Annotated in this window: 22 protein-coding genes and 1 pseudogene; 11 read left to right on the top strand and 12 right to left on the bottom strand. The window is 71.4% G+C overall.

The window, feature by feature from the left end; all coding sequences use genetic code 11:
• The first annotated feature begins 22 nt into the window (after window positions 1-22).
• From FXF65_RS40965 to FXF65_RS40955, 3 genes are read left to right on the top strand one after another with little or no spacing between them, the layout of a single operon-like run.
• Window positions 23-586: a dihydrofolate reductase family protein gene (locus FXF65_RS40965; protein WP_148355871.1), complete on the top strand. Its 564-nt coding sequence runs from the start codon at window positions 23-25 to the stop codon at window positions 584-586.
• On the top strand, window positions 583-930 hold the full coding sequence (locus FXF65_RS40960) for a YciI family protein (protein ID WP_148355870.1): 348 nt from the start codon (window positions 583-585) through the stop codon (window positions 928-930). The genes FXF65_RS40965 and FXF65_RS40960 overlap by 4 nt, the downstream gene beginning before the upstream one ends.
• Window positions 873-2,105, top strand: coding sequence for an RNA polymerase sigma factor (locus FXF65_RS40955; RefSeq protein ID WP_148355909.1), 1,233 nt, complete (start codon window positions 873-875; stop codon window positions 2,103-2,105). The genes FXF65_RS40960 and FXF65_RS40955 overlap by 58 nt, the downstream gene beginning before the upstream one ends.
• Here FXF65_RS40955 and FXF65_RS40950 read toward each other — a convergent pair.
• The 5 genes from FXF65_RS40950 to FXF65_RS40930 form a co-directional block, all read right to left on the bottom strand.
• Window positions 2,089-2,994, bottom strand: coding sequence for an EamA family transporter (locus FXF65_RS40950; RefSeq protein ID WP_148355869.1), 906 nt, complete (start codon window positions 2,992-2,994; stop codon window positions 2,089-2,091). The two genes, FXF65_RS40955 and FXF65_RS40950, sit on opposite strands and share 17 nt — an antisense overlap.
• A gap of 131 nt (window positions 2,995-3,125) precedes the next feature.
• Window positions 3,126-4,052, bottom strand: coding sequence for a 23S rRNA (guanosine(2251)-2'-O)-methyltransferase RlmB (rlmB, locus tag FXF65_RS40945; RefSeq protein WP_148355868.1), 927 nt, complete (start codon window positions 4,050-4,052; stop codon window positions 3,126-3,128).
• A gap of 142 nt (window positions 4,053-4,194) precedes the next feature.
• Complete coding sequence (gene cysS, locus FXF65_RS40940; protein ID WP_148355867.1) at window positions 4,195-5,592, bottom strand: cysteine--tRNA ligase; 1,398 nt, start codon at window positions 5,590-5,592, stop codon at window positions 4,195-4,197.
• A 128-nt stretch (window positions 5,593-5,720) separates the two neighbouring features.
• On the bottom strand, window positions 5,721-6,602 hold the full coding sequence (locus tag FXF65_RS40935) for an alpha/beta fold hydrolase (RefSeq protein ID WP_148355866.1): 882 nt from the start codon (window positions 6,600-6,602) through the stop codon (window positions 5,721-5,723).
• Window positions 6,603-6,699: 97 nt separating this feature from the next.
• Window positions 6,700-7,482: a DUF6585 family protein gene (locus FXF65_RS40930; RefSeq protein WP_148355865.1), complete on the bottom strand. Its 783-nt coding sequence runs from the start codon at window positions 7,480-7,482 to the stop codon at window positions 6,700-6,702.
• A gap of 128 nt (window positions 7,483-7,610) precedes the next feature.
• Between FXF65_RS40930 and FXF65_RS40925 the strand changes: the two genes are divergently transcribed.
• The 3 genes from FXF65_RS40925 to fahA are packed head-to-tail and all read left to right on the top strand — an operon-like array spanning window position 7,611 to window position 11,000.
• Complete coding sequence (locus FXF65_RS40925; RefSeq protein WP_148355864.1) at window positions 7,611-8,867, top strand: DUF2637 domain-containing protein; 1,257 nt, start codon at window positions 7,611-7,613, stop codon at window positions 8,865-8,867.
• A 57-nt stretch (window positions 8,868-8,924) separates the two neighbouring features.
• Window positions 8,925-9,740, top strand: a complete 816-nt coding sequence (locus FXF65_RS40920; RefSeq protein ID WP_148355863.1) for a hypothetical protein — start codon at window positions 8,925-8,927, stop codon at window positions 9,738-9,740.
• Between the two features lie 30 nt (window positions 9,741-9,770).
• Window positions 9,771-11,000: a fumarylacetoacetase gene (gene fahA / locus FXF65_RS40915; RefSeq protein ID WP_148355862.1), complete on the top strand. Its 1,230-nt coding sequence runs from the start codon at window positions 9,771-9,773 to the stop codon at window positions 10,998-11,000.
• Window positions 11,001-11,509: 509 nt separating this feature from the next.
• Here the strand turns inward: fahA and ispF are convergent.
• Entirely contained in the window at window positions 11,510-11,983 is a 474-nt protein-coding gene (gene ispF, locus FXF65_RS40910) for a 2-C-methyl-D-erythritol 2,4-cyclodiphosphate synthase (protein WP_187412795.1), read from the bottom strand.
• Between the two features lie 34 nt (window positions 11,984-12,017).
• Window positions 12,018-12,500 carry a CarD family transcriptional regulator gene (locus FXF65_RS40905; protein WP_067459337.1) on the bottom strand — a complete coding sequence of 161 codons (483 nt, stop codon included), beginning with the start codon at window positions 12,498-12,500 and terminating at the stop codon, window positions 12,018-12,020.
• Window positions 12,501-12,845: 345 nt separating this feature from the next.
• Between FXF65_RS40905 and FXF65_RS40900 the strand changes: the two genes are divergently transcribed.
• Entirely contained in the window at window positions 12,846-13,619 is a 774-nt protein-coding gene (locus FXF65_RS40900) for a hypothetical protein (protein WP_148355860.1), read from the top strand.
• A 177-nt stretch (window positions 13,620-13,796) separates the two neighbouring features.
• Window positions 13,797-14,726, top strand: a complete 930-nt coding sequence (locus tag FXF65_RS40895; protein WP_148355859.1) for a hypothetical protein — start codon at window positions 13,797-13,799, stop codon at window positions 14,724-14,726.
• A gap of 79 nt (window positions 14,727-14,805) precedes the next feature.
• Here the strand turns inward: FXF65_RS40895 and FXF65_RS40890 are convergent, their stop codons facing one another.
• Both FXF65_RS40890 and FXF65_RS40885 read right to left on the bottom strand, forming a co-directional pair.
• Window positions 14,806-15,477, bottom strand: coding sequence for a winged helix-turn-helix domain-containing protein (locus tag FXF65_RS40890; protein WP_483902920.1), 672 nt, complete (start codon window positions 15,475-15,477; stop codon window positions 14,806-14,808).
• 5 nt (window positions 15,478-15,482) lie between these two features.
• Window positions 15,483-16,745, bottom strand: a complete 1,263-nt coding sequence (locus FXF65_RS40885) for a sensor histidine kinase (RefSeq protein ID WP_148355858.1) — start codon at window positions 16,743-16,745, stop codon at window positions 15,483-15,485.
• A 236-nt stretch (window positions 16,746-16,981) separates the two neighbouring features.
• Between FXF65_RS40885 and phoU the strand changes: the two genes are divergently transcribed.
• Window positions 16,982-17,641: a phosphate signaling complex protein PhoU gene (phoU, locus tag FXF65_RS40880; RefSeq protein ID WP_148355857.1), complete on the top strand. Its 660-nt coding sequence runs from the start codon at window positions 16,982-16,984 to the stop codon at window positions 17,639-17,641.
• A 361-nt stretch (window positions 17,642-18,002) separates the two neighbouring features.
• On the opposite strand, the gene FXF65_RS40875 is transcribed toward phoU, so the two are convergent.
• The 3 genes from FXF65_RS40875 to FXF65_RS40865 all read right to left on the bottom strand — a co-directional run bounded on the left by FXF65_RS40875 (window position 18,003) and on the right by FXF65_RS40865 (window position 20,183).
• A complete protein-coding gene (locus tag FXF65_RS40875) occupies window positions 18,003-18,392 on the bottom strand; it encodes a hypothetical protein (protein WP_148355856.1) in 390 nt (129 codons plus the stop codon).
• The gene (locus tag FXF65_RS40870; protein WP_067898808.1) at window positions 18,389-18,628 is read right to left on the bottom strand and encodes a ribbon-helix-helix domain-containing protein; all 240 of its coding nucleotides are present in this window, start codon (window positions 18,626-18,628) and stop codon (window positions 18,389-18,391) included. The genes FXF65_RS40875 and FXF65_RS40870 overlap by 4 nt, the downstream gene beginning before the upstream one ends.
• 325 nt (window positions 18,629-18,953) lie before the next feature.
• Window positions 18,954-20,183, bottom strand: coding sequence for a glycosyltransferase 87 family protein (locus FXF65_RS40865; RefSeq protein WP_148355855.1), 1,230 nt, complete (start codon window positions 20,181-20,183; stop codon window positions 18,954-18,956).
• Between the two features lie 139 nt (window positions 20,184-20,322).
• Between FXF65_RS40865 and FXF65_RS40860 the strand changes: the two genes are divergently transcribed.
• Window positions 20,323-21,462, top strand: coding sequence for a sensor histidine kinase (locus FXF65_RS40860; RefSeq protein WP_148355854.1), 1,140 nt, complete (start codon window positions 20,323-20,325; stop codon window positions 21,460-21,462).
• Window positions 21,459-21,935, top strand: a pseudogene (locus tag FXF65_RS40855) (response regulator); the annotation flags it as partial. The gene FXF65_RS40860 and the pseudogene FXF65_RS40855, both read left to right, overlap by 4 nt.
• Window positions 21,936-21,971 lie beyond the last annotated feature (36 nt).

Genomic DNA, 21,971 nt, shown 5'->3' with positions numbered 1-21,971 from the left:
GCCGTCGTCTGGAGGAGGAGCCGTGGGGAAGATCGTCGTGGTGGAGCATCTGTCGCTGGACGGGGTCATGCAGGCGCCCGCCCTGCCCGATGAGGACGTCCGGGGCGGGTTCGCGCACGGTGGGTGGGCCGTTCCGGGGAACGACGAGGTCATGGGCTCGGAGATGGGGAAGGGCATGGGGCGGGACGGGGGCATCCTGCTCGGGCGGCGGACGTACCTGAGCCTCCACGCCTACTGGCCCCACCAGAAGGACAACCCGTACACGGACGTGCTGAACCGGGCGCGGAAGTACGTGGTGACGACGACGATGCGGGAACTGCCCTGGGAGAACTCGGTGCTCGTCGAGGATGTCGGCGACGTGCCGGGCATCGCGGAGGACCTGACGGTGATCGGGAGCGGTGCCCTGGTGCGGGAGCTGATGCGGCGGGGGCTCGTCGACGAGTGGCTGCTGATGACGCATCCGCGGGTGCTCGGGACGGGGCAGCGCCTGTTCGACGGGGTCTCCGTGGACATGCGGCTCGTCGGGTCGGTGGTCACGACGACGGGGGTCGTGATCGCGACGTACCGGAAGAGGGAGGAAGCATGAAGCTGTACGCGCTCAACATGATCCAGCCCGTGGGCGAGCGTCCGCCGCCCGAGGTGCTGGACAAGGTGATGGCGGACCTCGCGGTGATCCGGCGCGACCTGGAGGCGCAGGAGGCGTGGGTGTTCGGGCGGGGCCTGCACGATCCCGACGCGAGCACGGTGGTGCGGTTGCGGGGCGACGAGGTGGTCGCGACCGACGGGCCCTGGACGGAGGGCAAGGAGCACATCGGCGGGATCACCATCATCCGGGCCCCCGACCTGGACGCGGCGCTGAAGATCGCGGCCAGATACGTCGAGAAGACGGGGCTGCCGATGGAGGTGCGGCCGTTCCAGGGCGAAGCCTGATCGACCGGGTCTTCCGGGAGGAGCACGGGCGCGCGGTGGCCGTGCTGGTCCGGGTGTTCGGCGACGTCGACGTGGCCGAGGAGGCGGTGCAGGACGCCTTCGCGGAGGCGGTCAGGCGGTGGCCGGTGGACGGCCCGCCCCCGGCGCCCGCGGGATGGATCATCACGACGGCGCGGAACAAGGCGATCGACCGGCTGCGCCGGGAGGCCGCACGGGACGGCAAGCACGCCCAGGCCGCGCTGGTCAACGTGGCCGAACCGGTGGAGGAGGGCCCCGTGCGGGACGACCGGCTGCGGCTGATCTTCACCTGCTGCCATCCGGCGCTGGCGCTCCAGGCGCGGGTGGCGCTGACGCTGCGGCTGCTCGGCGGGCTGACGACGGCGGAGATCGCGCGGGCGTTCCTGGTGCCGGAGCCGACGATGGCGCAGCGGCTGGTGCGCGCGAAGGGCAAGATCCGGGACGCGCGCATCCCCTACCGGGTGCCGGACGATGCCGACCTGCCGGAGCGCCTGTCCGGGGTCTTGGCCGTCATCTACCTGGTGTTCAACCAGGGATACGGCGGGCGCGACGACCTCGCCGCGGAGGCGATCAGGCTGGGCCGCGTCCTGGTGGAGCTCATGCCGGACGAGCCCGAGGCCCTCGGCCTGCTGGCCCTGATGCTGCTGATCGAGTCCCGCAAGCCCGCGAGGATGCGGGACGGGCGGCTCGTCCTCCTCCCCGACCAGGACCGCCGCCGCTGGGACGACGACCTGGTGCGCGAGGGGCAGGCACTCGTCCGGCAGTGCCTGAGACGGAACCGGCCGGGGCCGTACCAGATCCAGGCGGCCATCAATGCCGTGCACAGCGACGCCACGCGGCCGGAGGATACGCGGTGGGATCAGATCGTCCAGCTCTATGACCAGCTCATGGCCATCGCACCGACGCCGGTCGCGGCGCTGAACAGGGCCGTCGCGGTGGCCGAGGTCGAGGGGCCCGAGCCCGCGCTCGCCCTCGTGGACGGGCTCGACCTCAACGCCTACTACCTGTTCCACGCCGTCCGCGCGGATCTGCTGCGCAGGCTGGGCCGGGACGCGGAGGCCGCCGCGTCCTACGACGCGGCCATCGAGCGCACGGACAACGAGGCCGAGCTGGCGTTCCTGCGGGAGCGGCGGCGGGGCGTCACGTCCGGCGGTTGAGGGTCTGCCCGGCGACGAGGGCGCCGAGCGCGATGGTGAACCCGACGATCTGGAGCGGCGTGAGCGTCTGCCCGAGGATGACGAGCCCGGCGACGGTGGCGACCATCGGGTTGGTGAGGCCGAGCAGGGAGACGGACGTGGGCGGCAGCCGGTCGATCCCGCGGAACCACAGCGCGTACGCGACGGCGGTGCCGACGATCCCGAGGTAGCCGAAGCCGAGGACGTTCTCCCCGGTCACCGACGACGGCACGCCCTCGAAGGCGAGCGTCAGCGGCGCGAGGACGAGGCCGCCGACGGTGAGCTGCCAGCCGGTCATGACGAGCGGCGACTCGGGACGTCCGTCCGCCGACTCGGGGCGGCCCCACTTCTTGGCCAGCACGATCGCGGTGGCCATCAGGGACGTCGCGGTCAGCATGGCGCCGATGCCGAGCGGGTCGAGCCGGGCGTCCGCGCTGAGCGTCAGCAGGGCGACGCCGCCGGTCCCGGCGATCGCGGAGTACAGCACGGCGCGGGCGGGGCTCACCCGCAGCACGCCGATCGACAGCAGCGCGACGACCAGGGGCTGGACGGAGCCGATCGTCGAGGCGACCCCGCCGGGCAGCCGGTACGCGGCGAAGAAGATCAGCGGGAAGAAGGCCCCGAAGTTCAGCATGCCGAGGACGACCGACTTCCACCACCAGTCGCCGCGCGGCAGGCGGCGGGTCGCGGCGAGCAGGACGAGCCCGGCGGGCAGGGCGCGGAGCGTCGCGGCGAGCAGCGGACGGCCGTCCGGGAGCAGCGTCGTCGTGACGACGTAGGTGGTGCCCCAGCTCGCGGGCGCGAAGGCGGCCAGGGCGATGTCGGTCGCGTAGCGGGACCGGACCCCCGGCGGCGCCGCGATGGCGGTCATCTGGCTCACCCCTCATGTTGTTATCTCAACGTTGAGATAACAACATGAGGGGTAAAGCCGCGTCAACTATCTGAACGTTAAGATTGTCGGTAGTGAGCAACGTCACCGCGCTCACCTACCGCGCTCAGCGCTTACCGCGAGCGCAGGCGGCTGACCTCGTAGAGCGCGATCCCGGCGGCGACGCCCGCGTTCAGCGACTCGGCGCGGCCCGGCATCGGGATCGTGACGAGCAGGTCGCAGGTCTCGCCGACGAGCCGTCCGAGGCCCTTGCCCTCCGAGCCGACGACCAGCACGAACGGCCCGGACGCGACCTCCAGGTCGGCGACGGCGACGCCGCCGCCCGCGTCCAGTCCGGCGACGAAGCAGCCCGCCTTCTGGTACGCCTTGAGCTGCCGCGTGAGGTTCGTGGCCTGCGCGACGGGCACGGACGCGAGCGTCCCCGCCGACGACTTCCACGTCCCGGCCGTGACCCCGGCGGCGCGCCGCTCGGGCACGACCACGCCCGCCGCGCCGAACGCGGCCGCGGACCGGACGATCGCGCCGAGGTTGCGCGTGTCGGTGATCCCGTCGACGGCGACGATCAGCGGCGCCGACCCGGTGAGCAGGTCGTCGGGGTGCGCGTACCGGTACGGCTTGACCTGCAGCGCGATGCCCTGGTGGACGGCGCCGTCCGTCATCCGGTCGAGTTCGTTCTTGCCGGTCTCCAGGAGCGCGACGCCCCGGTCGGCGGCGAGCTGGATCGACTCGCGGACCCGCTCGTCCGAGCTGGCCGAGGCGTAGAACAGCGTGCTCCCCGGCACTCCGGCGCGCAGCGCCTCGACGACCGGGTTGCGCCCGGTGACCAGCTCGGGGACCTCGCCGTTCGCGCGCCGCGCCCCGGCCGGGCGGCGGGCGCGCTCGGGGGCCTCGGCGGGCTGGTCGCGCCCGCCGGGGCCGAGCGTCGGGGTGCCGGTGCGGCGGGAGCTCTTCACGGCGCGGGCCTTCTGGCGCTTGGCGTGCCAGTGCCGGTCCTCGGCCTTCGGAGTGGGTCCCTTGCCCTTGCTCTTGCCCTTGGCCATGGTCGATTCGCCCCTAGCGACGGTGGTGGTTCGCCCGTCGACGTGGCTGCCCGGGCGGCTGGGATCTCGGCGGGACGGCTGCGCACCCCCGCGAACACCCGATTTTATCCGCCGCGCGGGCCGCGCCGTCCCGCGGAGAGCCTCAGTCGCGCTTGAGCTCCCAGCGGGGGCCCTGCGGGGTGTCCTCGACGACGATCCCCGCCTCGGACAGGCCGTCGCGGATCGCGTCGGCGGCGGCGTAGTCCTTCCGGACGCGGGCCGCCTGCCGCTGCTCCAGCGCGACGGCGACGAGCGCGTCCACGACGGGACGCAGGTCGTCCTCGCCGGACCGGGCCCACTGCGGCGACAGCGGGTCGAGCCCGAGGACGCCGGCCATCGCCCGGACGGCGCCGAGCCGCTCCCGCACCGCGTCGCGGTCGCCGGACGCGAGGGCGCTGTTCCCCTCCCGGACGGCCTCGTGCAGCACCGCCAGCGCGTGCGGCACGCCGAGGTCGTCGTCGAGCGCGGCGGCGAATTCGGCCGGAACCGGCGACACCGGCTCGACCGCGCCGACGACCTCCGTCGCGCGCGTGACGAACCCCTCGATCCGCTGGTAGGCGGAGACGGCCTCGGCGAGCGCGGAGTCGGTGTAGTCCATCAGCGAGCGGTAGTGCGCCGACACCAGGTAGTACCGGACCTCGACCGGACGCGCCTTGTCGAGCAGGTCGGGCAGCAGCACGACGTTGCCGACGGACTTGCTCATCTTCTCGCCGTCGACGGTGAGGAGCCCGTTGTGCAGCCAGTAGCGGGCGAACCCGTCGCCCGCCGCCCGGGACTGGGCGATCTCGTTCTCGTGGTGCGGGAAGATCAGGTCGACGCCGCCGCCGTGGATGTCGAACACGGGACCGAGGTACTTGGTCGCCATCGCCGAGCACTCCAGGTGCCAGCCGGGGCGGCCGTCCCCCCACGGCGTCTCCCAGGACGGCTCGCCGGGCTTCGCGCCCTTCCACAGCGCGAAGTCGCGGACGTCGCGCTTGCAGTCCTCGTTGACGGTGTCGCCCGTCGACCGCATGTTCTCCAGCCGCTGGTTCGACAGCTCGCCGTAGTGGTCGGCCCACGACTTCACGTCGAAGTACACGTCGCCGCCCGCCGGGTAGGCGTGCCCCTTGTCGATCAGCCGCCGGATCAGCGCGATCATCTCCGGGACGTGCCCGGTGGCGCGCGGCTCGATCGTCGGCGGCAGGCAGCCGAGCAGGTCGTAGCCCTGCGTGAAGACCCGCTGGTTGCCCTCGGCGACCGCGAACCAGGGCACGCCCCGCTCCGCCGCCACCGCGAGGATCTTGTCGTCGATGTCGGTGACGTTGCGCGCGAACGTCACCTCGTAGCCGGACGCGCGCAGCCAGCGCAGCAGCACGTCGTAGATCACGCCGGAGCGCAGGTGGCCGATGTGCGGGGACGCCTGCGGAGTAGCGCCACACACGTACATCCCCACGCGGCCCTCTTCCAGGGGCTCGAACGCACGGACGCTACGGGTGCCGGTGTCGTAAAGGCGCAGACTCACGAAACCAGGTTATTGGATCGGTGGACGGCCGCGCGTCGTATCGCGTGCCATCCCATATGCCAAATGGTCATAAGGTTCTACGCGCCCTCCAGGTCAGGAGGCCCTTCCCGCGCGGGCCTTTATGTCAGTCAGGACCCGGAGAACGCGGCGTCCAACCTGGTGGCGAACTCGTCCGCGGAGAGGCCGAAGCCGCCGTGGCCGCCGGGGTAGGTCTCGACGGGCGTCCCCAGCCGTTCGGCCAGCGCGTACGCGGACCGGTGCGGCGGCTCGCCCTCCGACTCCTCCCCCGCGACCAGCACGATCGGGACGGACGACCCGCGCAGCGCGTCGACGTCCGGCGTCCAGTGCCCGAACGGCGGGACCTCGTAGCCGATGAAGAAGTCGGTGTTCTTCTCCAGGCGCGCGAACATCTCCTGCATCTCGGGCGACGGCGGCTCGGCCCCGCCTCCGGAATCGCCTCCGGAACCGCCTCCAGAGTCGCCTCCGGAATCGTCGGAGTCCTCGCCGCCGCCCATGCCCATCGCCGCGCCGAAGACGCCCATCGCGGCGCCTGCGCCGCCGTCCGCGTACGCGCGTTCCACGTCCGCGATGACCGACTCCCAGTGCGCGGCGTCCGGCAGCATGGAGAGCAGCGGCGGCTCGTGCGCGACGAGCACGCGGACCTGCTCCGGGTGCCGCTCGGCCAGCGCGAGCCCGATCTGCGCGCCGGAGCTGTTGCCGAACACGAACGCGGGCGCGTCCGGCGAGACCTCGGCGAGGAGCCGGGACGCGTCGTCCGCGTGTTCCTCGATGCGCTGCGGCACCGGCGGCCCGGTGAGCGGGCTGCGCGAGTTGCCGCGGCGGTCGTAGGTCACCACCGTGTACCGCTCGGCGAGTTGCGCGGCGAGCCCGGCGTAGGCGGCCGCGTCGTAGATTCCGCCGCAGATCAGCAGCGCGACGGGCCGGGAGCCGGACCCTCGGACCTCGTAATGCAGGCTCGCGCCCGGAACATCGAGAGTGCGCACTTCCATCGGAGTTCCTTTCGGGTTCCCGTCGGTTGGGGTTTCCGTCGGTCACGAAGGGATCGGAGCCGCGGCCGGGTTCTTGACATACCCCTCGGAAAAATCTTCAAGAAGGTCTGGCGAGGTCTCTGACCTGGTGACACAGGGCGGTGAACGCGAGCGCGTCCGGCATCTGCGCGGCCATCGTCATCAGGTCGGGGCCCTTGCGGGCGTGCACGGTGACCAGGCCGTTGTCGACCGCGACGTCGTCGACGGCGTCCCAGGGGAGGCGGTCGCCCTCCTTCTCGACGCCGTCCAGGTCGAGGTCGAACGGGCCCAGCCGGACGGTCTCCCCCTCCTTCACCGCCGCCAGCAGTCGCGGGACGATCCGCGCCGTCACCTCGGCGGCGACCGCCGCGCCGAGCGTCCGCACCTCGGGGAGGTCGTCGCCGAGCCGCAGGACGCGGCCGTCGTCCGCGACGAGCGTGAACGTCCAGCTGGTCGGCGAGCCCGGCTCGGGTTTCACCCCGGACACGGTGACGGACACCAGTTCGTCCCATGTGTAGCGGGCCTCGTCGCGTCGCCGGACGATGGAGAGGCCGCCGGTGTGGAGGACCACGGCCCGTCCGCCGACGCGGGGACGGTCGCGTCCCACGACCCAGCCGACCGCGGCCGCGTAGCCCATGGACAGGAGCAGCGCCGGGACGCCGACCCACCACACCTTGTCGCGCAGGTAGACGATCGCCGCCGGGACCAGGGCCAGGGACGCCGCGCAGAGCAGCCCGAGCCATGCCCATCTGCGGCGCGCCGCGGCCCGGCCGTCGAACGTCCGGACCGGCTCGCCCAGCCGATCCCCCGGAATCGCTGCCTCCTCGCATGGTCGCCGTCGTGCGTACGGGCGGTCGTCCATACGTTACGTCTCAGTGCATATCGCGCGCACGGCAAAGTGATCGTCCGGAATGGGCGGGTCTCGCGGTGCGGGCTGGCTAATCTCGGCTGAGGACCCCTCATCAGGCGACCCATCCCGGAACGAGAGACATGCCAACAGATCCCACCCGGCCGTCCTTCACCCCCGCGCAGCGCCGGGTGCTCACCGCCGTCGCGGGCCTGGTCGTCGCCGCGCTGGCGGGCGCCGCGTTCGCGCTGACCTACGACGTGCTCCGCGACCTCGCCCGGCTCGGCGGCGTCGGCCGCCGCTGGGCGCCGCTCTACCCGGCGATCGCGGACACCCTCACCGCGCTGACGATCCTGTCCCTCGTGATCACCCGGAACGCCCGCTGGTGGACGCGGCTGCCCCGGTGGGCGCTGCTCCTCGTCCTGCTCGGCGGGGGCGCGGCGATCTCCGTCCAGGACTCGCTGCGCGGCCTCGACGAACTGTCCCGCGACCCCGTCCGCGCGGGCGTCGCGGTCGCGCCGCACGTCATGCTGGTGATCGCGGTGTGGTTGTGGCTGACGATGTTCAAGCAGATCCGGGTGGGACGACCGGCCGTGGACGAGACACCGCCGGTCGAGCCGCAGCGCGGACACGTCAAGGTCCTGGAACCGGCTTCGCCTGAGCCCCTGGCCCTGGAAGCCGGATCCGGCTCTGCCGACTCTGCCGGGTCTGCGGGCCAGGAGGGGCAGGCGGAGCGTGCGCCGGAGCTTTTCCTGGACGAGCGCGACCCGCTCATCCCGTTCGCCCCTGAGGAACCTGTTTCGCGGGCGGAGGTCGAGAGGGACAACGCCTTCGAGCGCGAGATCTTCGAGAACGTGGAGGACGACGCCGAGGAGGAGGGGTCGGAACCCGTCTTCAAGCCGCACTTCGCACCCGGTCGGGAGGCGTCGTCCGGGCAGAGTCTGTCGTCCGGGAGCTTGTCGTCCGAGCCGGGCCTTACGTTCGAGCGGGGACTGCCGTTCGAGCGGGGTCTTTCACTTGAGCCCGGGCCGTCGCTCGAGTCCGGCGTTCCGTCCGAGGAGGGGCCGCCGCCGCTGGACTCGCTGCCGGAGCCGCGGTCGCCGATCGACGCGCCCGACGCAGCCGAGGCGCCCGCCGCGCCCGCGCTGCTGCCGACGGACGTCGAACTGGTCCGCGGCCGGGACCGCGTCGAGCGGGAGGAGCGTCCGGCCGCGGCGACGACACGTCCCGACATCCCGATGCCCGGACGGCGCCCGGCCGAGGAGGACGAGCACGACGATCCCCCGGCCGATCGCGCTGAGGACCCGGACGCCGACACCGCGGAACCCGCCGACGACGATGACTGGAACCCGCCTCCGTCGAGCAACTTCCGCAGCGGCCCCGTCCCGCCCGCAGGCTGAACGGCACGACCTTGGCCGCGCGCGGTGAGGTCTCCCGCGGCCGGGTAGTCATGGGTCATGAGCGCCCTACTCGCTCGGCTGATCGACGACGCCGCGCTCTTCCCACCGAAGCCCGTTCCGCCCGGGTCCGTGCCGCGGGGGCGTGTTCGGCAGGAGCGCGTCCCACTCGACGAGGCGCTCCCGACCTACCGCCGCGCGGCCCGGCATCCGGCCGCCGGGCGGTTCCTGTGCCCGGCGTCGCGGTTCGCGGAGTTGCGGGCGCGGCTCGTCCCGGAAGACCTGCTCGACCTCGGCCTGGTCGCCGACAGCGGGATCGAGGACCTGTCCGCGACGCTGGACGCCGCCCGGGGCGAGCCGCGCGTCCGCGTCTCGGCGCTGCGGGTCCCGCTCCCCGGCGACGCGGACCAGGCGCGGGCCGCCGCCGTGACGATCGCCCGGCTTCCGCCCGACGCGCCCGCGCACATCGAGGTGCGGCCGTCGCCCGGCTGGCGGGACGCGCTCGACCGTGTCGCCGCCGCCCGTGACCGGGGAGCGCCGCTGGGCGCCGCTTTCCACACGTCCGGCGCGGTGGAGGGGCTGGCCGCGTTCATCTCGGCCTGCGCGGAGCGCGACCTGCCGTTCGTCCTGGCGGGCGGCCAGGACGGCCCAGGCCCAGGACCCCTGAACGCCCTGCTGGCCGCCGCCGTGGCCGGAACGGGGGCAGGGGACGTCCGCGACGCGCTCTCCCGCACCGACCCCGGAGACGTGATCACCGACCTTCTGACGCTGGGCGAGGACGAGGCGGATGGGGCGCGGCGCTTGCTGTCCGCCTACGGGACGCCCGAGATCGAGGCCGCGCTGTCGGCTCTTCGCCCGATGTCCATCACCGGATGAAAGGGGAACGGTGGGGGAAGAAATAGCGGCATGACGACCGATTCGTGGGTTCCGGGTAGCGCGGACGGCGGGTTCGGCATCGAGAATCTGCCGTACGGGGTGTTCTCCCGACCGGGTGAGCTGCCCCGCGTGGGGGTGGCCATCGGCGGGTTCGTCCTGGACCTGGCCTCGCTGTCCGCCGCCGGGCTAGTGGACGACCGCCGGTGCTTCGCGTCCGGCTCGCTGAACGCCTTCATGGTGGCGGGACGTCCCGTCTGGGAGGCCAACCGGGCGCGGCTGGTCGAACTGCTCACCGACGAGGGTTTCCGCGAGCGGGTGGAGCCGCACCTGATTCCCGTCACGGACGTGGCGCTGCTCCGGCCCTTCGAGGTCGCGGACTATGTCGACTTCTTCTCGTCCGAGCACCACGCCAGGAACACGGGACGGATCCTGCGCCCGAGGAGCGAGCCGCTGCCGTCCAACTGGAAGCGGCTGCCAGTCGCCTACCACGGACGGGCCGGGACCGTGTATCCGTCCGGGACGCCGATCATCCGGCCGTCCGGGCAGCGCCGGACGCCGGGCGAGCCGGAGCCGACGTACGGCCCGTCGACGCGGCTCGACTTCGAGGCGGAGGTCGGGTTCGTGGCGGGCGTGCCGTCCATTCCGGGGCGGGGTGTCCCGGCTGGCGCGTTCCGCGACCACGTGTTCGGGTTCGTCCTGGTGAACGACTGGAGCGCGCGCGACGTGCAGATGTGGGAGTCGCAGCCGCTGGGCCCGTTCCTCGGCAAGTCGTTCGCGACGTCGATCTCCTCGTGGGTGGTGCCGGTCGCGGCACTGGAGCCCGCGCGGGTGACGCCGCCCGTCCAGGACCCGGAGCCCCTGCCGTACCTGCGCTGCGCCGAGCCGTGGGGCCTTGACCTGCACCTGGAGGTCCTGATCAACGGCCAGGTGGTGGCGCGTCCCCGGTTCGCGGACATGTACTGGACGTCGCCGCAGCAACTCGCCCACGCGACGGTCAACGGCGCCCCCCTGCGCACCGGGGACCTGTTCGCGTCCGGGACGGTCTCCGGCCCGGACCGCGACCAGCGCGGCTGCCTGCTGGAACTGACCTCGAACGGCGACGAGCCCCTGGAACTCCCGGACGGCACGAAACGCACGTACCTGGAGGACGGCGACACAGTGACCCTCCGCGCCCAGGCACCGGGCGCGTCAGGCTCCCGAATAACCCTGGGTGAAGTGACAGGCACGGTGTACCCAGCACAGCCCCCCGAGGCCCCCTGACAACTACGGCCGCAAGCCCCAGCAAGCACCGCCGCACAACCGAACCACCCGGCCTCGCCACACCGCACCCGCGTCACACCACGCCAACGTCACTCCACGCCACGCCTGCGCCCACCACCCGCCCCACCGCAGAGCACTGCGCTGAAAGACATGCCCCTCCCAACGCTGAAAAGCATGCCCCTCCCGCCCGGGGGCGGACCGGCTACCACCATCGTCAAACGCCCAGGCACCGGACGGCAATGAGTTGCGAGATTGTGGATAACCAGCTACCGACCGCAGACCAATAGGCCGCGAAATGCCTGTCAGGAGTAGTAGTGCGTCGGCTCAGGCAGAGGCGGACCCGGCCACATGGGGCCCGGCCACGCGGCACCAGGCACGCAGGCACCAGGCACGCAGGTACGGGGAGCTCAGGCGGGTAGACCGCAGCCGTGCAGACCCCAGGTAGGCGGGTCAGGTAGACGGCCCCCAGGCGCGCAGGACTCAGGCGCGCAGGGCCGAGGCAGGCGGGCTCAGGAGGGTGGGGGGAGGACGAGGGCGGTGGCTATTGCGGCTACGCCCTCGCCTCGGCCTGTCAGGCCCAGGCCGTCCGTAGTAGTGGCGGTGACGGTTACCAGTGCCCCGCCGAGCGCCTCGGACAGCGTCTTCTCCGCCTCGCCGCGCCGCTTGGAGATCTTGGGACGGTTCCCGACCACCTGAACGGCGACGTTCCCAATGGTGAACCCGGCCTCATGCACGAGCCGCGCCACCTCCCGCAGCAACGCGACGCCCGCCGCGCCCGACCAGCGCGGGTCGGTCGTCCCGAAGACGGCGCCGAGGTCGCCTAGCCCGCAGGCCGACAGCAGCGCGTCGCAGGCGGCGTGCGCGGCGACGTCGCCGTCGGAGTGCCCGGCGAGGCCGTAGCCCTCACCGGGCCATTCGAGCCCGCCCACCCATAGCGGACGCGGCTCGGACGAGAACGGGTGGACGTCGGTACCGACGCCCACCCGTGGAAGCCGTACGCTCAACCCATCCGGCCGATCAGCTGGCCAGGACCTCGTCGAGCAGGGCCTCTGCCTTGTCCTCGTTGGTCTTCTCCGCGAGCGCGAGCTCGCTGACCAGGATCTGCCGCGCCTTGGCGAGCATGCGCTTCTCACCGGCGGACAGTCCGCGTTCCTTGTCGCGCCGCCACAGGTCGCGGACGACCTCGGCGACCTTGTTCACATCACCGGAGGCGAGCTTCTCCAGATTCGCCTTGTACCGGCGGGACCAGTTGGTGGGTTCCTCGGTGTAGGGTGCGCGAAGCACCTCGAACACCTTCTCCAGACCCTCCTGGCCGACGACGTCACGGACACCCACGTCCTCGACGTTCTCGACCGGGACCTGCACTGTCAGGTCGCCCTTGTCGACCTTCAAGACCAGATAGGTCTTTTCCTCACCTTTGATGGTGCGAGTCTCGATGGCCTCGATCCGAGCAGCCCCATGGTGGGGGTAGACGACGGTGTCGCCGACCTGGAAAGTCATGTGACAAGTACCCCTTCCGCTAGAACCAGGGTACCACGGAAACCTGCGTGGCTGAACCGGCCTTCCAGACAAATGCCCAGGTCAAGCCGCATATTGGGGTATTGACAAAGCCCTTTAATGGTGCATCCTCGTCCAGTTCACCGTACTCAGGGTAGCCGAAAAACCACGTGGATCGCGCCGGATCGTCATTACCGGTAACCGGCCCTGGTTACAAGCATCCCCCACCGGCCGATGCGGATGCATCCCATACTGGAGGTGAACAGGCCGGGTACTGCGGGTACGAAGCGCCCGGAAGGGGCCGAATGGGACGGCTCAGCCGACGAGTGGCCAGGACGGAGGTGCGGAGTGAGGCCGGACGGCGACGACCCGGAGCCCGATGACTACGGGCTGCCCCGCGTTGACGTCGTGGTGCCCGATGACGCCCGCGAGCTCGACCGCGACGTGGTCGCCTACCACCGCGAGGAGCGCCGGCGCCGCCGCCGGGCCCGGATCCGCCGGTTCGGCGGCCCGCTGACGAGGTTCGGCGTCGCCGTCCCGATCATCGCGGGCGCGCTGCTGGTGGCACTGCTCAGCGGCGTCCTGATGACCGCGTTCGGGCCCCGTCCCGCACCCCGTCCGACCGGCGCGCAGCTCGCGCCGCGCCCGTCCGCGAGCCCCGGCCGGATCGGCGGCCTGCTGCCCGCCGGCTCCGCCGACCTCGTGGCCGGCGAGCACTCCCCCATCTCCCTGCGCAACCTCCGTCCCGGTGTGATCGGCATCGTCCCGCCGGGATACGAGTGCGAGAACGTCGTGGCCGAACTCGCCGCCCGGACGCAGGAGAGCGTGCTGAACTTCTGGCTCGTCGCCGATCCGCGTCCCGTCGCCGGGAAGAAGGGGACGCCGCTGAAGGAGTTGAAGGCGTGCGCGGGCACCGCCCACAACGGGACGCCGCTGGTCCTCGAAGACCGCTCGGGCGTGCTCGCGGGCGCCTACGCCCCGCCGCGCGGCATGCCGGGGCTGCCCGGGACCGGGATGACCGCCGTCTTCGTCCAGCCGGACGGGGTGGTCAACGAGGTCCTCCAAGCCCCGCGGCCCGGCCCTGAGCTCAGCCAGAAGGTCCAGTCGCTGAAAACGGGCTGACGACCCCCGCGCGGGCGGCGACCGGGGGAGGGAAAAATGGCGTGTCGGGTACCCCAAAGCGGTGCTTCCCGTCGGGTCTCGCTACGCTTCCTCTGGCGTCCCTGACGCCGCTCTCACAACTTTCGTGCCATTCTCGATGCCACGCCTTGGCAGAACATTCGCGAGGAGACCGACGCCGTGATCCGTAACAGCCGTCGAATGGTCACGCTGGCCGTCGCTGGCGCCGTCGCCATCGCGCCGGTGATCACCGGTTGCGGCGCCGGCGAGGAGCCCCAGTCGGCGTCCCCGACGCAGCTCACGGACGGCGTGAACGTCTCCGTCCCGAAGGACAAGCCGGCGGCGGCGCAGATCGCCCTGCGCAACATGTTCGTGCTGGGCCCGCGTCCCGACCAGCCGGTCGCCCCGGGGCTGTCGCTGCCGCTCTACGGCGTGATGATCAACCAGGTCAAGGGCCGGCCGGACCGCCTCATCTCGGTCAGCTCCCCGCAGTTCGCCGGGCCGGCGCAGATCGGCGGCGGCATCGAGCTGCCGGGCGCCGCCGCGGACGGGACGGGCGCGCTCGTCAAGCTGCTCGGCAAGCCGACGGCGACCCCCAGCCCGACGCCGACGTCCCGGAAGAAGCAGAACGGGCAGCCGGGCGGCGCCGCGACGGGCCAGCCGACCGGCACGCCCACCGCGTCCGCCACGCCGGGCACGCCCGGCGCGACGCCTGAACCCACGGGTCCGGGCGCCACGCCCGAGCCGACGACCAGCCCGGCGTCGGGCAACACGGCCGCGCCGCAGCAGACCGCGCCGGGCGCGCCGAGCGGCGACCAGCCGCTCGTGGTGTTGCCGAGCCTGCGGCAGGAACTGCTCGCCGGGTCGACCGTCCTCGTGCGGATGCAGTTCGAGAAGGCGGGCGGCATCGACTTCCAGGTGCCGATCATCCCGCAGCAGGACGACTTCGCGACCTTCCCGCTGCCCAGCCAGCCCGCCCAGGGCCCGGGATCGGCCACGCCCGGCGCCCCGCAGACGCCTGGCGGCGGCAGCCCGTCGCCGACCGCGAGCACCGAGCCTGGCACGTCCGCGTCCCCGACGACGTCGGAGTCGCCCGGCGCCGGTCACTGACCCGCCGCCCCGCCAGGGGCTCATGAACCTATGACAGAACGGCCCGTCCAGCCGCTGGACGGGCCGTTCCGCCTATCCGTCAGGGCTCGAACTTGTAACCCAGGCCGCGGACGGTGACGATGTACCGCGGCGTCGACGGCACTTCCTCGATCTTGGCGCGGAGCCGCTTGATGTGCACGTCCAGCGTCTTCGTGTCGCCCACGTAGTCGGCGCCCCAGACGCGGTCGATCAGCTGCATGCGGGTCAGGACGCGCCCCGCGTTGCGGAGCAGCACCTCCAGCAGCTCGAACTCCTTGAGCGGAAGCTGGACGGGGTCGCCGCCGACGCTGACGACGTGCCGCTCGACGTCCATCCGGACCGGTCCAGCCTCGAGCGTCGCGGGGGCCAGCTCCTCGACCTCGCCCTGGCGCCGCAGGACGGCCCGCATCCGCGCGATCAGCTCGCGGGTGGAGAACGGCTTGGTGACGTAGTCGTCCGCGCCGAGCTCAAGGCCGACGACCTTGTCGACCTCGCTGTCCTTGGCGGTCAGCATGATGACGGGGACGCTGGACTTGGCGCGCAGCTCCCGGCACACCTCGGTGCCGGGCAGGCCGGGGAGCATCAGATCGAGCAGCACGAGGTCGGCACCGTTGCGCTCGAAGATGTCCAGCGCGTCGGGACCGGTGGCCGCGACGGCCACCTCGAAGCCCTCTTTGCGCAGGTTGTACGAAAGTGCGTCGCTGAACGACTCTTCGTCTTCCACGACGAGCACGCGGGTCACGGTGTTCCCTCCCGGGCGGTGTTCTCGATGTTCTTACCCGCGTCCGCGTCAACTTGTGCGTCCGCGTTGTTCTTGGCCGTGTCCTTGTTCGCCGAGGTGATGCCGGCGGGGGGACGATGCGGGGCGTCGAGCAGCGGCAGCCGGATCGTGAACGTCGACCCGTGCCCCTCCTTGCTCCACACGGTCACGTCGCCGCCGTGCTTGCTGGTGACGTGCTTGACGATGGCGAGGCCGAGGCCGGTGCCGCCGGTCTGGCGGGAGCGGGCCGGGTCGACGCGGTAGAAGCGTTCGAAGATCCGCTCCACCTCGCCGTCCGGGATGCCGATCCCCTGGTCGGTCACGTTGACCTCCACGTGGCCGTCATCGCGCCGCTTGGTCGCGACGACGACGCGGGTGTGCTCGGGGCTGTAGGCGACGGCGTTGTCGACCAGGTTGCGCAGCGCGGTGACCAGCAGCTCCTGGTCGCCGCGGACGCGCAGGCCGTCCTCGCCGCCGACGGTGAGCTCGATGTCCTTCGCGGACGCCTTGGTCTGGCAGCGTTCCATCGCCTCGGCCATCACCTCGTCCAAGGTGACGGGACGCAGCGCCGGCAGGGGCTCGTCGCCCTGCACGCGCGACAGCGTCATCAGGTCCTGGACGAGGTTGGTCAGCCGCACCGACTCGTACTGCATCCGTCCCGCGAACCGGCGGACGGCCTCGGGATCGTCGGCCGCGCCCTCGACCGTCTCGGCCAGCAGTGACAGCGCGCCGACCGGGGTCTTCAGCTCGTGGCTGACGTTCGCGACGAAGTCACGGCGGATCGCCTCGGTGCGGTGCATGTCCGTCAGGTCCTCGGCGAGGACGAGGACGAGCCCGTGCGAACCGAGCGGCGCGACCCGGACGGCGAACCAGCGGCCGTCCGCGCGGCTGCGCGACCCGCTCGGCGCGACCTGGATCTCGGTCTCCCGGATCTCGCCGTCCCGGCGGACGAGCCGGGCCATCGCGAGCACCTCGTCCACGACCAGGCGATCACCGCTGACCAGACCGAACGCACGCGCGGCCGAGCTGGCGCGGAGCACGCGGTCCTCGCCGTCCACGACCACGGCCGACGACCGGAGCACGCTGAGGACGGACGCCACGCCCGGCGGCAGTCCGCCGGACGGCGTCGAGGGCACCGGCGCCTGCTGGGCTCGTTCGCTCACTCTCACCGCCAATCCGCTGGCGAGCCCGATCGCGAGCCCGGCAAGCCCGGTGAGGCTTGCGACAATCTCGACCTCCACACCACGGATCGTAAGCGGCGTCCGGACCCATCCCACCCGGAGGCCCTGGTCACAGCGATCCCGTTCGCCGAAAGTTCACCTCCATATCCGGTCTGGTTCACGGCGGCACGGCAGGGTGTGGCGTGGGCGAGTACGCCCGGACCACCGAAAACTCGTCCGGTTCGCCCCGATTTGCCACGTACCATGCCCCGCCCGCCCCCGCGGCCCCCCCGGCCGCACACCGAAGGACTGCTGACTTGCGCGACGCCTACCACGAGGAACTCGACTCCCTCAGCGACCGCCTGGTCGAGATGACCCGGCTCGTCCGCTCCGCGATGTCCCGCGCCGTGACCGCCCTCCTGGACGCCGACCTCCGGCTGTCCGAGGAGGTCATCAGCGGCGACGAGCACGTCAACAAGATCGACGCGGACATCGAGGCGACGGTCTTCGACCTCATGGCCCGCCAGCAGCCCGTCGCGGGCGACCTGCGCACGCTGATCACCGCGCTGCGGATGAGCGGCGACCTGGAGCGCATGGGCGACCTCGCCGTGCACATCGCGAAGACCGCCCGCCGCCGGCACCCGGAGTCGGCCGTCCCGCCCGAGCTGCAGGCGACCGTCCTGGAGATGGGCCAGATCGCCGAGCGCATGATCGCCAAGACGGGCAGCGTGATCGCGTCCCAGGACGTCGAGATGGGCCTGGAACTCGACGCCGACGACGACCAGATGGACCGGCTGCACCGCCGCCTCTTCGACATCCTGCTGTCCCCCAAGTGGAAGCACGGCGTCGAGCCCGCCGTCGACATCACCCTGGCCGGCCGCTACTTCGAACGCTTCGCCGACCACGCCGTCCACGTCGCGGAAAACGTCGTCTACCTGGTAACCGGCCAACGCCCCGAAGAAATCACCGACGCCTGACCCCCAGCCCTCCGGCCCATCCCTCGTCGGCGGGGCCTACGTGAACGCGCCCATACGCCCTCACGTCCCCGCCTCGCGCGCGCCGGAACGAGCCAGGGCAGCGATCGCTGCGGCCAGAACGGGCGGCAACCACGCCTTCCGCACACGCCCACCGGGCGAGCCAGGCTCGCCCAATCCCAGCCCGCACGCCCTCGCCCGGGCGCTCAGGGGCTTATCCAGGACCCTTGCGGCCTCTAGCCGGTGCAGCTGGAGCCCGCACGCCCTCACCAGGGCGCTCAGGAGCCTATCCAGGACCCTTGCGGCCTCTAGCCGGTGCGGCTGCGGGCTCTGCCCCGTGCGCTATGGAAGTTGCTCGGGTGCGTTAGGGGATCTGCTCGACGCGGACACCGGGGACGGCCGCGTACTGTCCGGGTACCGCGGTGACCAGCGGCCAGCGTCGCCACCGCGCGGACCAGGCGGCCTGCGCCGCGTCCATGCCGAGGTTCGGGATCGTGGTGACGAGGAGTCCGGTCTGCTGGGCGATGACGTCGTCCAGGTCGTCCACGTGCACGACCTGCATGCCGGGGAGGCGCTCCAGCACCGCACGCCCATGATCGGGGACGAGCTGCCAGGCACGCGCCAGCGACGTGGCGGGGATGACGATCGTGGCATGCTGCGCGATCGAGGCACGCAGCCTGGCCCGGACGTAGACGGTCTTGCCGGTGGCGAGGTCGAGGAGTGCGGTCGCGTCGAAGACGTGACCGGTGATCACGCGACGTCCCGGCGGTTCGGCGTGCCGCCTTCAACCAGCCGGTCGACCATCGCCTGCTCGTCGGGACTCGGCGGGCCGAACAGGTCGTCGATCGTCGACTCGTCCCGCAGGTACGCCAGCTTGAGGCGTGCCCCGTCCGCGAGGAAGCCGGACACGGAGGCGATCTTCTTGTCCTCCGCGAGCCCCTGCAACGTGGCGGCAAGCTCGTCCGGCAGCGTGATGTTGAGTCTCGCCATGGGCGCCACAATACACACTGAAGGCCGTCCCAGTGTGTATAGCCTTCCCTTCCGCATCTCCGTCTCGGACACCCTCGTCATCCGCGCGAGGACGCTCCCAACGCCGCCATCGCCGTCTACTGACACGGCTCTCGTCTGGAGGACTTCGCGCCCGGCACGCTCGGCCGATCCCCAGATCAGAGGCGGACACGGCCCTCGCAAAGCTCATCAGAAACCCCCTAGCAGTCGTCATCCAGCCACCCCCGCCTCGGAGCCTCAGCGCCCAGACCGACCTCCATGCCAAGCCCACGGCCAGGCTCCGGGCGGGGTGAGACCTTGGCCGGGCTCACGGCCGGGTCCCAGGGCTAGCCGGGCTTCGGGCGGGGGCCCGGGCGAGTGCATGGTCAGGCTGCGGGCCGGGCTCGCGGTCGGGCTTCGAGTCGAGGTCGCGGGTGGGCTCGCGGGCCGGGGCTTGGGTGGGGTCGTTGGGTGGTGTCCGGCGTAGGCGGACGGCCGTGTAGGTGAGGAAGAACAGGCCAGCGATCAGATAGCAGTTGGCGACCGGTGTCAGCAGGTTGATTCCGTACTCGCGCGGGTCGCCGTTGTGGGGCGTCCACCACATGGGAGCGAGCGCGAACAGGACGTACCCGAACGCCGCTATGACGCGATCACCGTTCCGGATCAGCACCGCCAGGGCTGGGAGAATCCACACCCAGTGATGCGCCCAGGAAATGGGGGAGACCAGCAAGCCGGTCACACCCGTGACGGCCGTAGCGGTCAGCCAGTCGCCCCGCCTTACCCAGATGGCAGCGAGCGCGAGCCCGATAATGCCGATCGTCAGTGGAATCACGGCATACCAATCCCCCACTTCGGCGGTACCTCGCAGAATGCGGTTGAGCGTTCCGTTCGGCGACTGGTTACTGATGTATGTGACGCCCACCCGGGACGTGTCATAAAAGGTGTGCAACCAGTAGAGCCGGGACGCGCCCGGGGCTATGGCGTAGGCGAGCAAGGTGCAGACGGCGAATGTTCCGGCAGCGGTGATCGCGTCCCTGGTGCGTCGCGTGACCAGGAGGAGGACGACGAAGATGGCCGGCGTCAGCTTGATCGCGGTCGCGATGCCGATGCCGATTCCGGCCGGACGTCCCTGCGCGACACGGTGCATGTCGGCGAGAACGAGCGCGAGTAGCAGCAGGTTGACCTGACCCTGGAAGAACGAATGCCAGACCGGCGCGAGGAGTAGGCCCGCAGCCACGACGGCTTTCAGAGGCGCGCTCCTGCCAGACAGTCTCAACGTCAACGCGCACGCCCAGACGAACGCCGCCAGTGAGCCGAGCTGCCACAGCAGTCTGGCGACTGTGAGCGGGATGGCGGCCATCGGCGTGAACAGCGCGGCCATGAAAGGCGTGTTGGTGTACCAATGTGCGGCGATCTGCTCCTCGTACAAGCGCGCGTCGTCCATTACCACGTGCCCGCCGAGCCAATAGATGCGGAAGTCCAAGGAATCGTAGGCGAGGGAGAATACGACGACTCCCAAAACCTCGATCGCCAGGAACAACGTCAGCCAGCGCTTCATGCCGAACAACGCTGGCCGCGGTCGATGCCTCGCCGCATTGGGCTACGGGCTACATCTCCGAACGGCGGACGGTTGTAGCCTCCAGGATTAAGCCTGCAGGCTAATGTGCGGGCCGCAGCCCGGCGGTTACGATCGCCGCATGTCCGCCCTGCCGCTGAGCCGCACAGCCCGAGCGCGCCATGCCGCGTGGACGGCGCTGGCGTGGTCCGGGGCCGTCCTCTACCCGTTCTTCGTCTTCCTGGCGCTGCTCAGCCGCCGTAATGGTTACGTGACGGCGGAGATGGTCTTCGCGGCCACGCTCACGGTCCTGCTCGCGGTACTGATGATCCGCCACCCGCTCAAGGTGCAGGCAATTGTGCTCTTCGCCTGGACCTGGGGCCTCCTCCAGATGCATAACGGGACCGTCGCCGCCCTGCTGATCATGCTTACCGATCTCGGCGTCGGCTACATCGCGGCCGCCCGCCCACACAGAGTCTCGGTCACCGTCTTCGGGGTCACGCTCGGAGTCCAGTTCCTGGCGGTCATGTCGTTCCTGCACATCAACGACTTCTTGATCACAACGATGCTCCTGGCGGCCAGCGTGACCTGGCTGCTGGGGAACTCGATCCAGGTCCGGCGCACACACGCGGTGGCGATGCGCGAGCAGGCGCTGGCGCAGGCCGTCGCCGCCGAACGGCTCCGGATCGCGCGCGAGCTGCACGACATGGTCGCGCACAGCATCGGCATCATCGCCATCCAGGCGGGGGTCGGTGGACGGGTCATCGACACGCAGCCGGCGGCGGCGCGCAACGCGCTGGACGCCATCGAGGTCACCAGCCGCGACACCCTCGCGGGGCTGCGCCGCATGGTCACCGCCCTCCGCAAGGACGCCCCCGAGGCGGCGCCGCTCGGCCCGACACCCGGCCTCGGCGACCTGGACTCCCTCGTCCGCGCTACGGAGGACGCGGGCGTCCGCGTCGAACTCCGCTGGTTCGGCGAACGAAGACCCTTGCCGCCGGACGTCGACCTGTCCGCGTACCGGATCGTCCAGGAGGCGGTCACGAACGTCGTCCGGCACGCGGACACCGACCAGTGCCGCGTGACCATCACTTACCGAGACAAGGATCTGGCCATCGAGATAGACGACGAGGGGCGGGGCGGCGTGGTCGGCGCCGGTTACGGCATCGCGGGCATGCGAGAACGCGTCAGCCTGCTCCACGGCGGGTTCACGGCCGGACCACGTCGTGGCGGCGGTTTCCGGGTGGCGGCGGCCATCCCCGTCCCCGCCACGGTCCAGTGACGGCGTCGGCGGGGGCCTCGGCGGCCGTCCCGATCCGAATCGTGCTGGCGGACGACCAGCCGCTGATCCGCGCCGGGCTGCGGGTGCTGGTGGCGGATACGCCCGACCTGGAGATAGCCGGGGAGGCGGGGACGGGGGCCGAGGCCGTCCGGCTGGTGGAGGAGGCCCGTCCCGACGTGGTCGTGATGGACATCCGCATGCCCGACATGGACGGCATCGAGGCCACTCGGCGGATCACCGAACGGGCCAGGGAGGTGCACGTCCTCATGCTGACCACGTTCGACGACGACGAGTACGTGTACGGCTCGCTGCGGGCGGGGGCCAGCGGGTTCCTGGTCAAAGACATGGCGCTGGAGGAGATCCTTTCCGCGATCCGCGTGGTCGCGAAGGGGGACGCCTTGATCGCGCCGAGCGTCACCCGCCGACTGATCGCAGAGTTCGCCGCACGTCCCACCCAACCCGGTCCGCAACCGCCTACATCTTCAGAGCCGCCAGCAAGAAACCCCGCG

It is taken from the genome of Actinomadura syzygii, from assembly GCF_008085905.1.
Taxonomy (GTDB): Bacteria; Actinomycetota; Actinomycetes; order Streptosporangiales; family Streptosporangiaceae; genus Spirillospora; species Spirillospora syzygii.
This window is presented reverse-complemented; position numbering and strand designations above follow the sequence as displayed.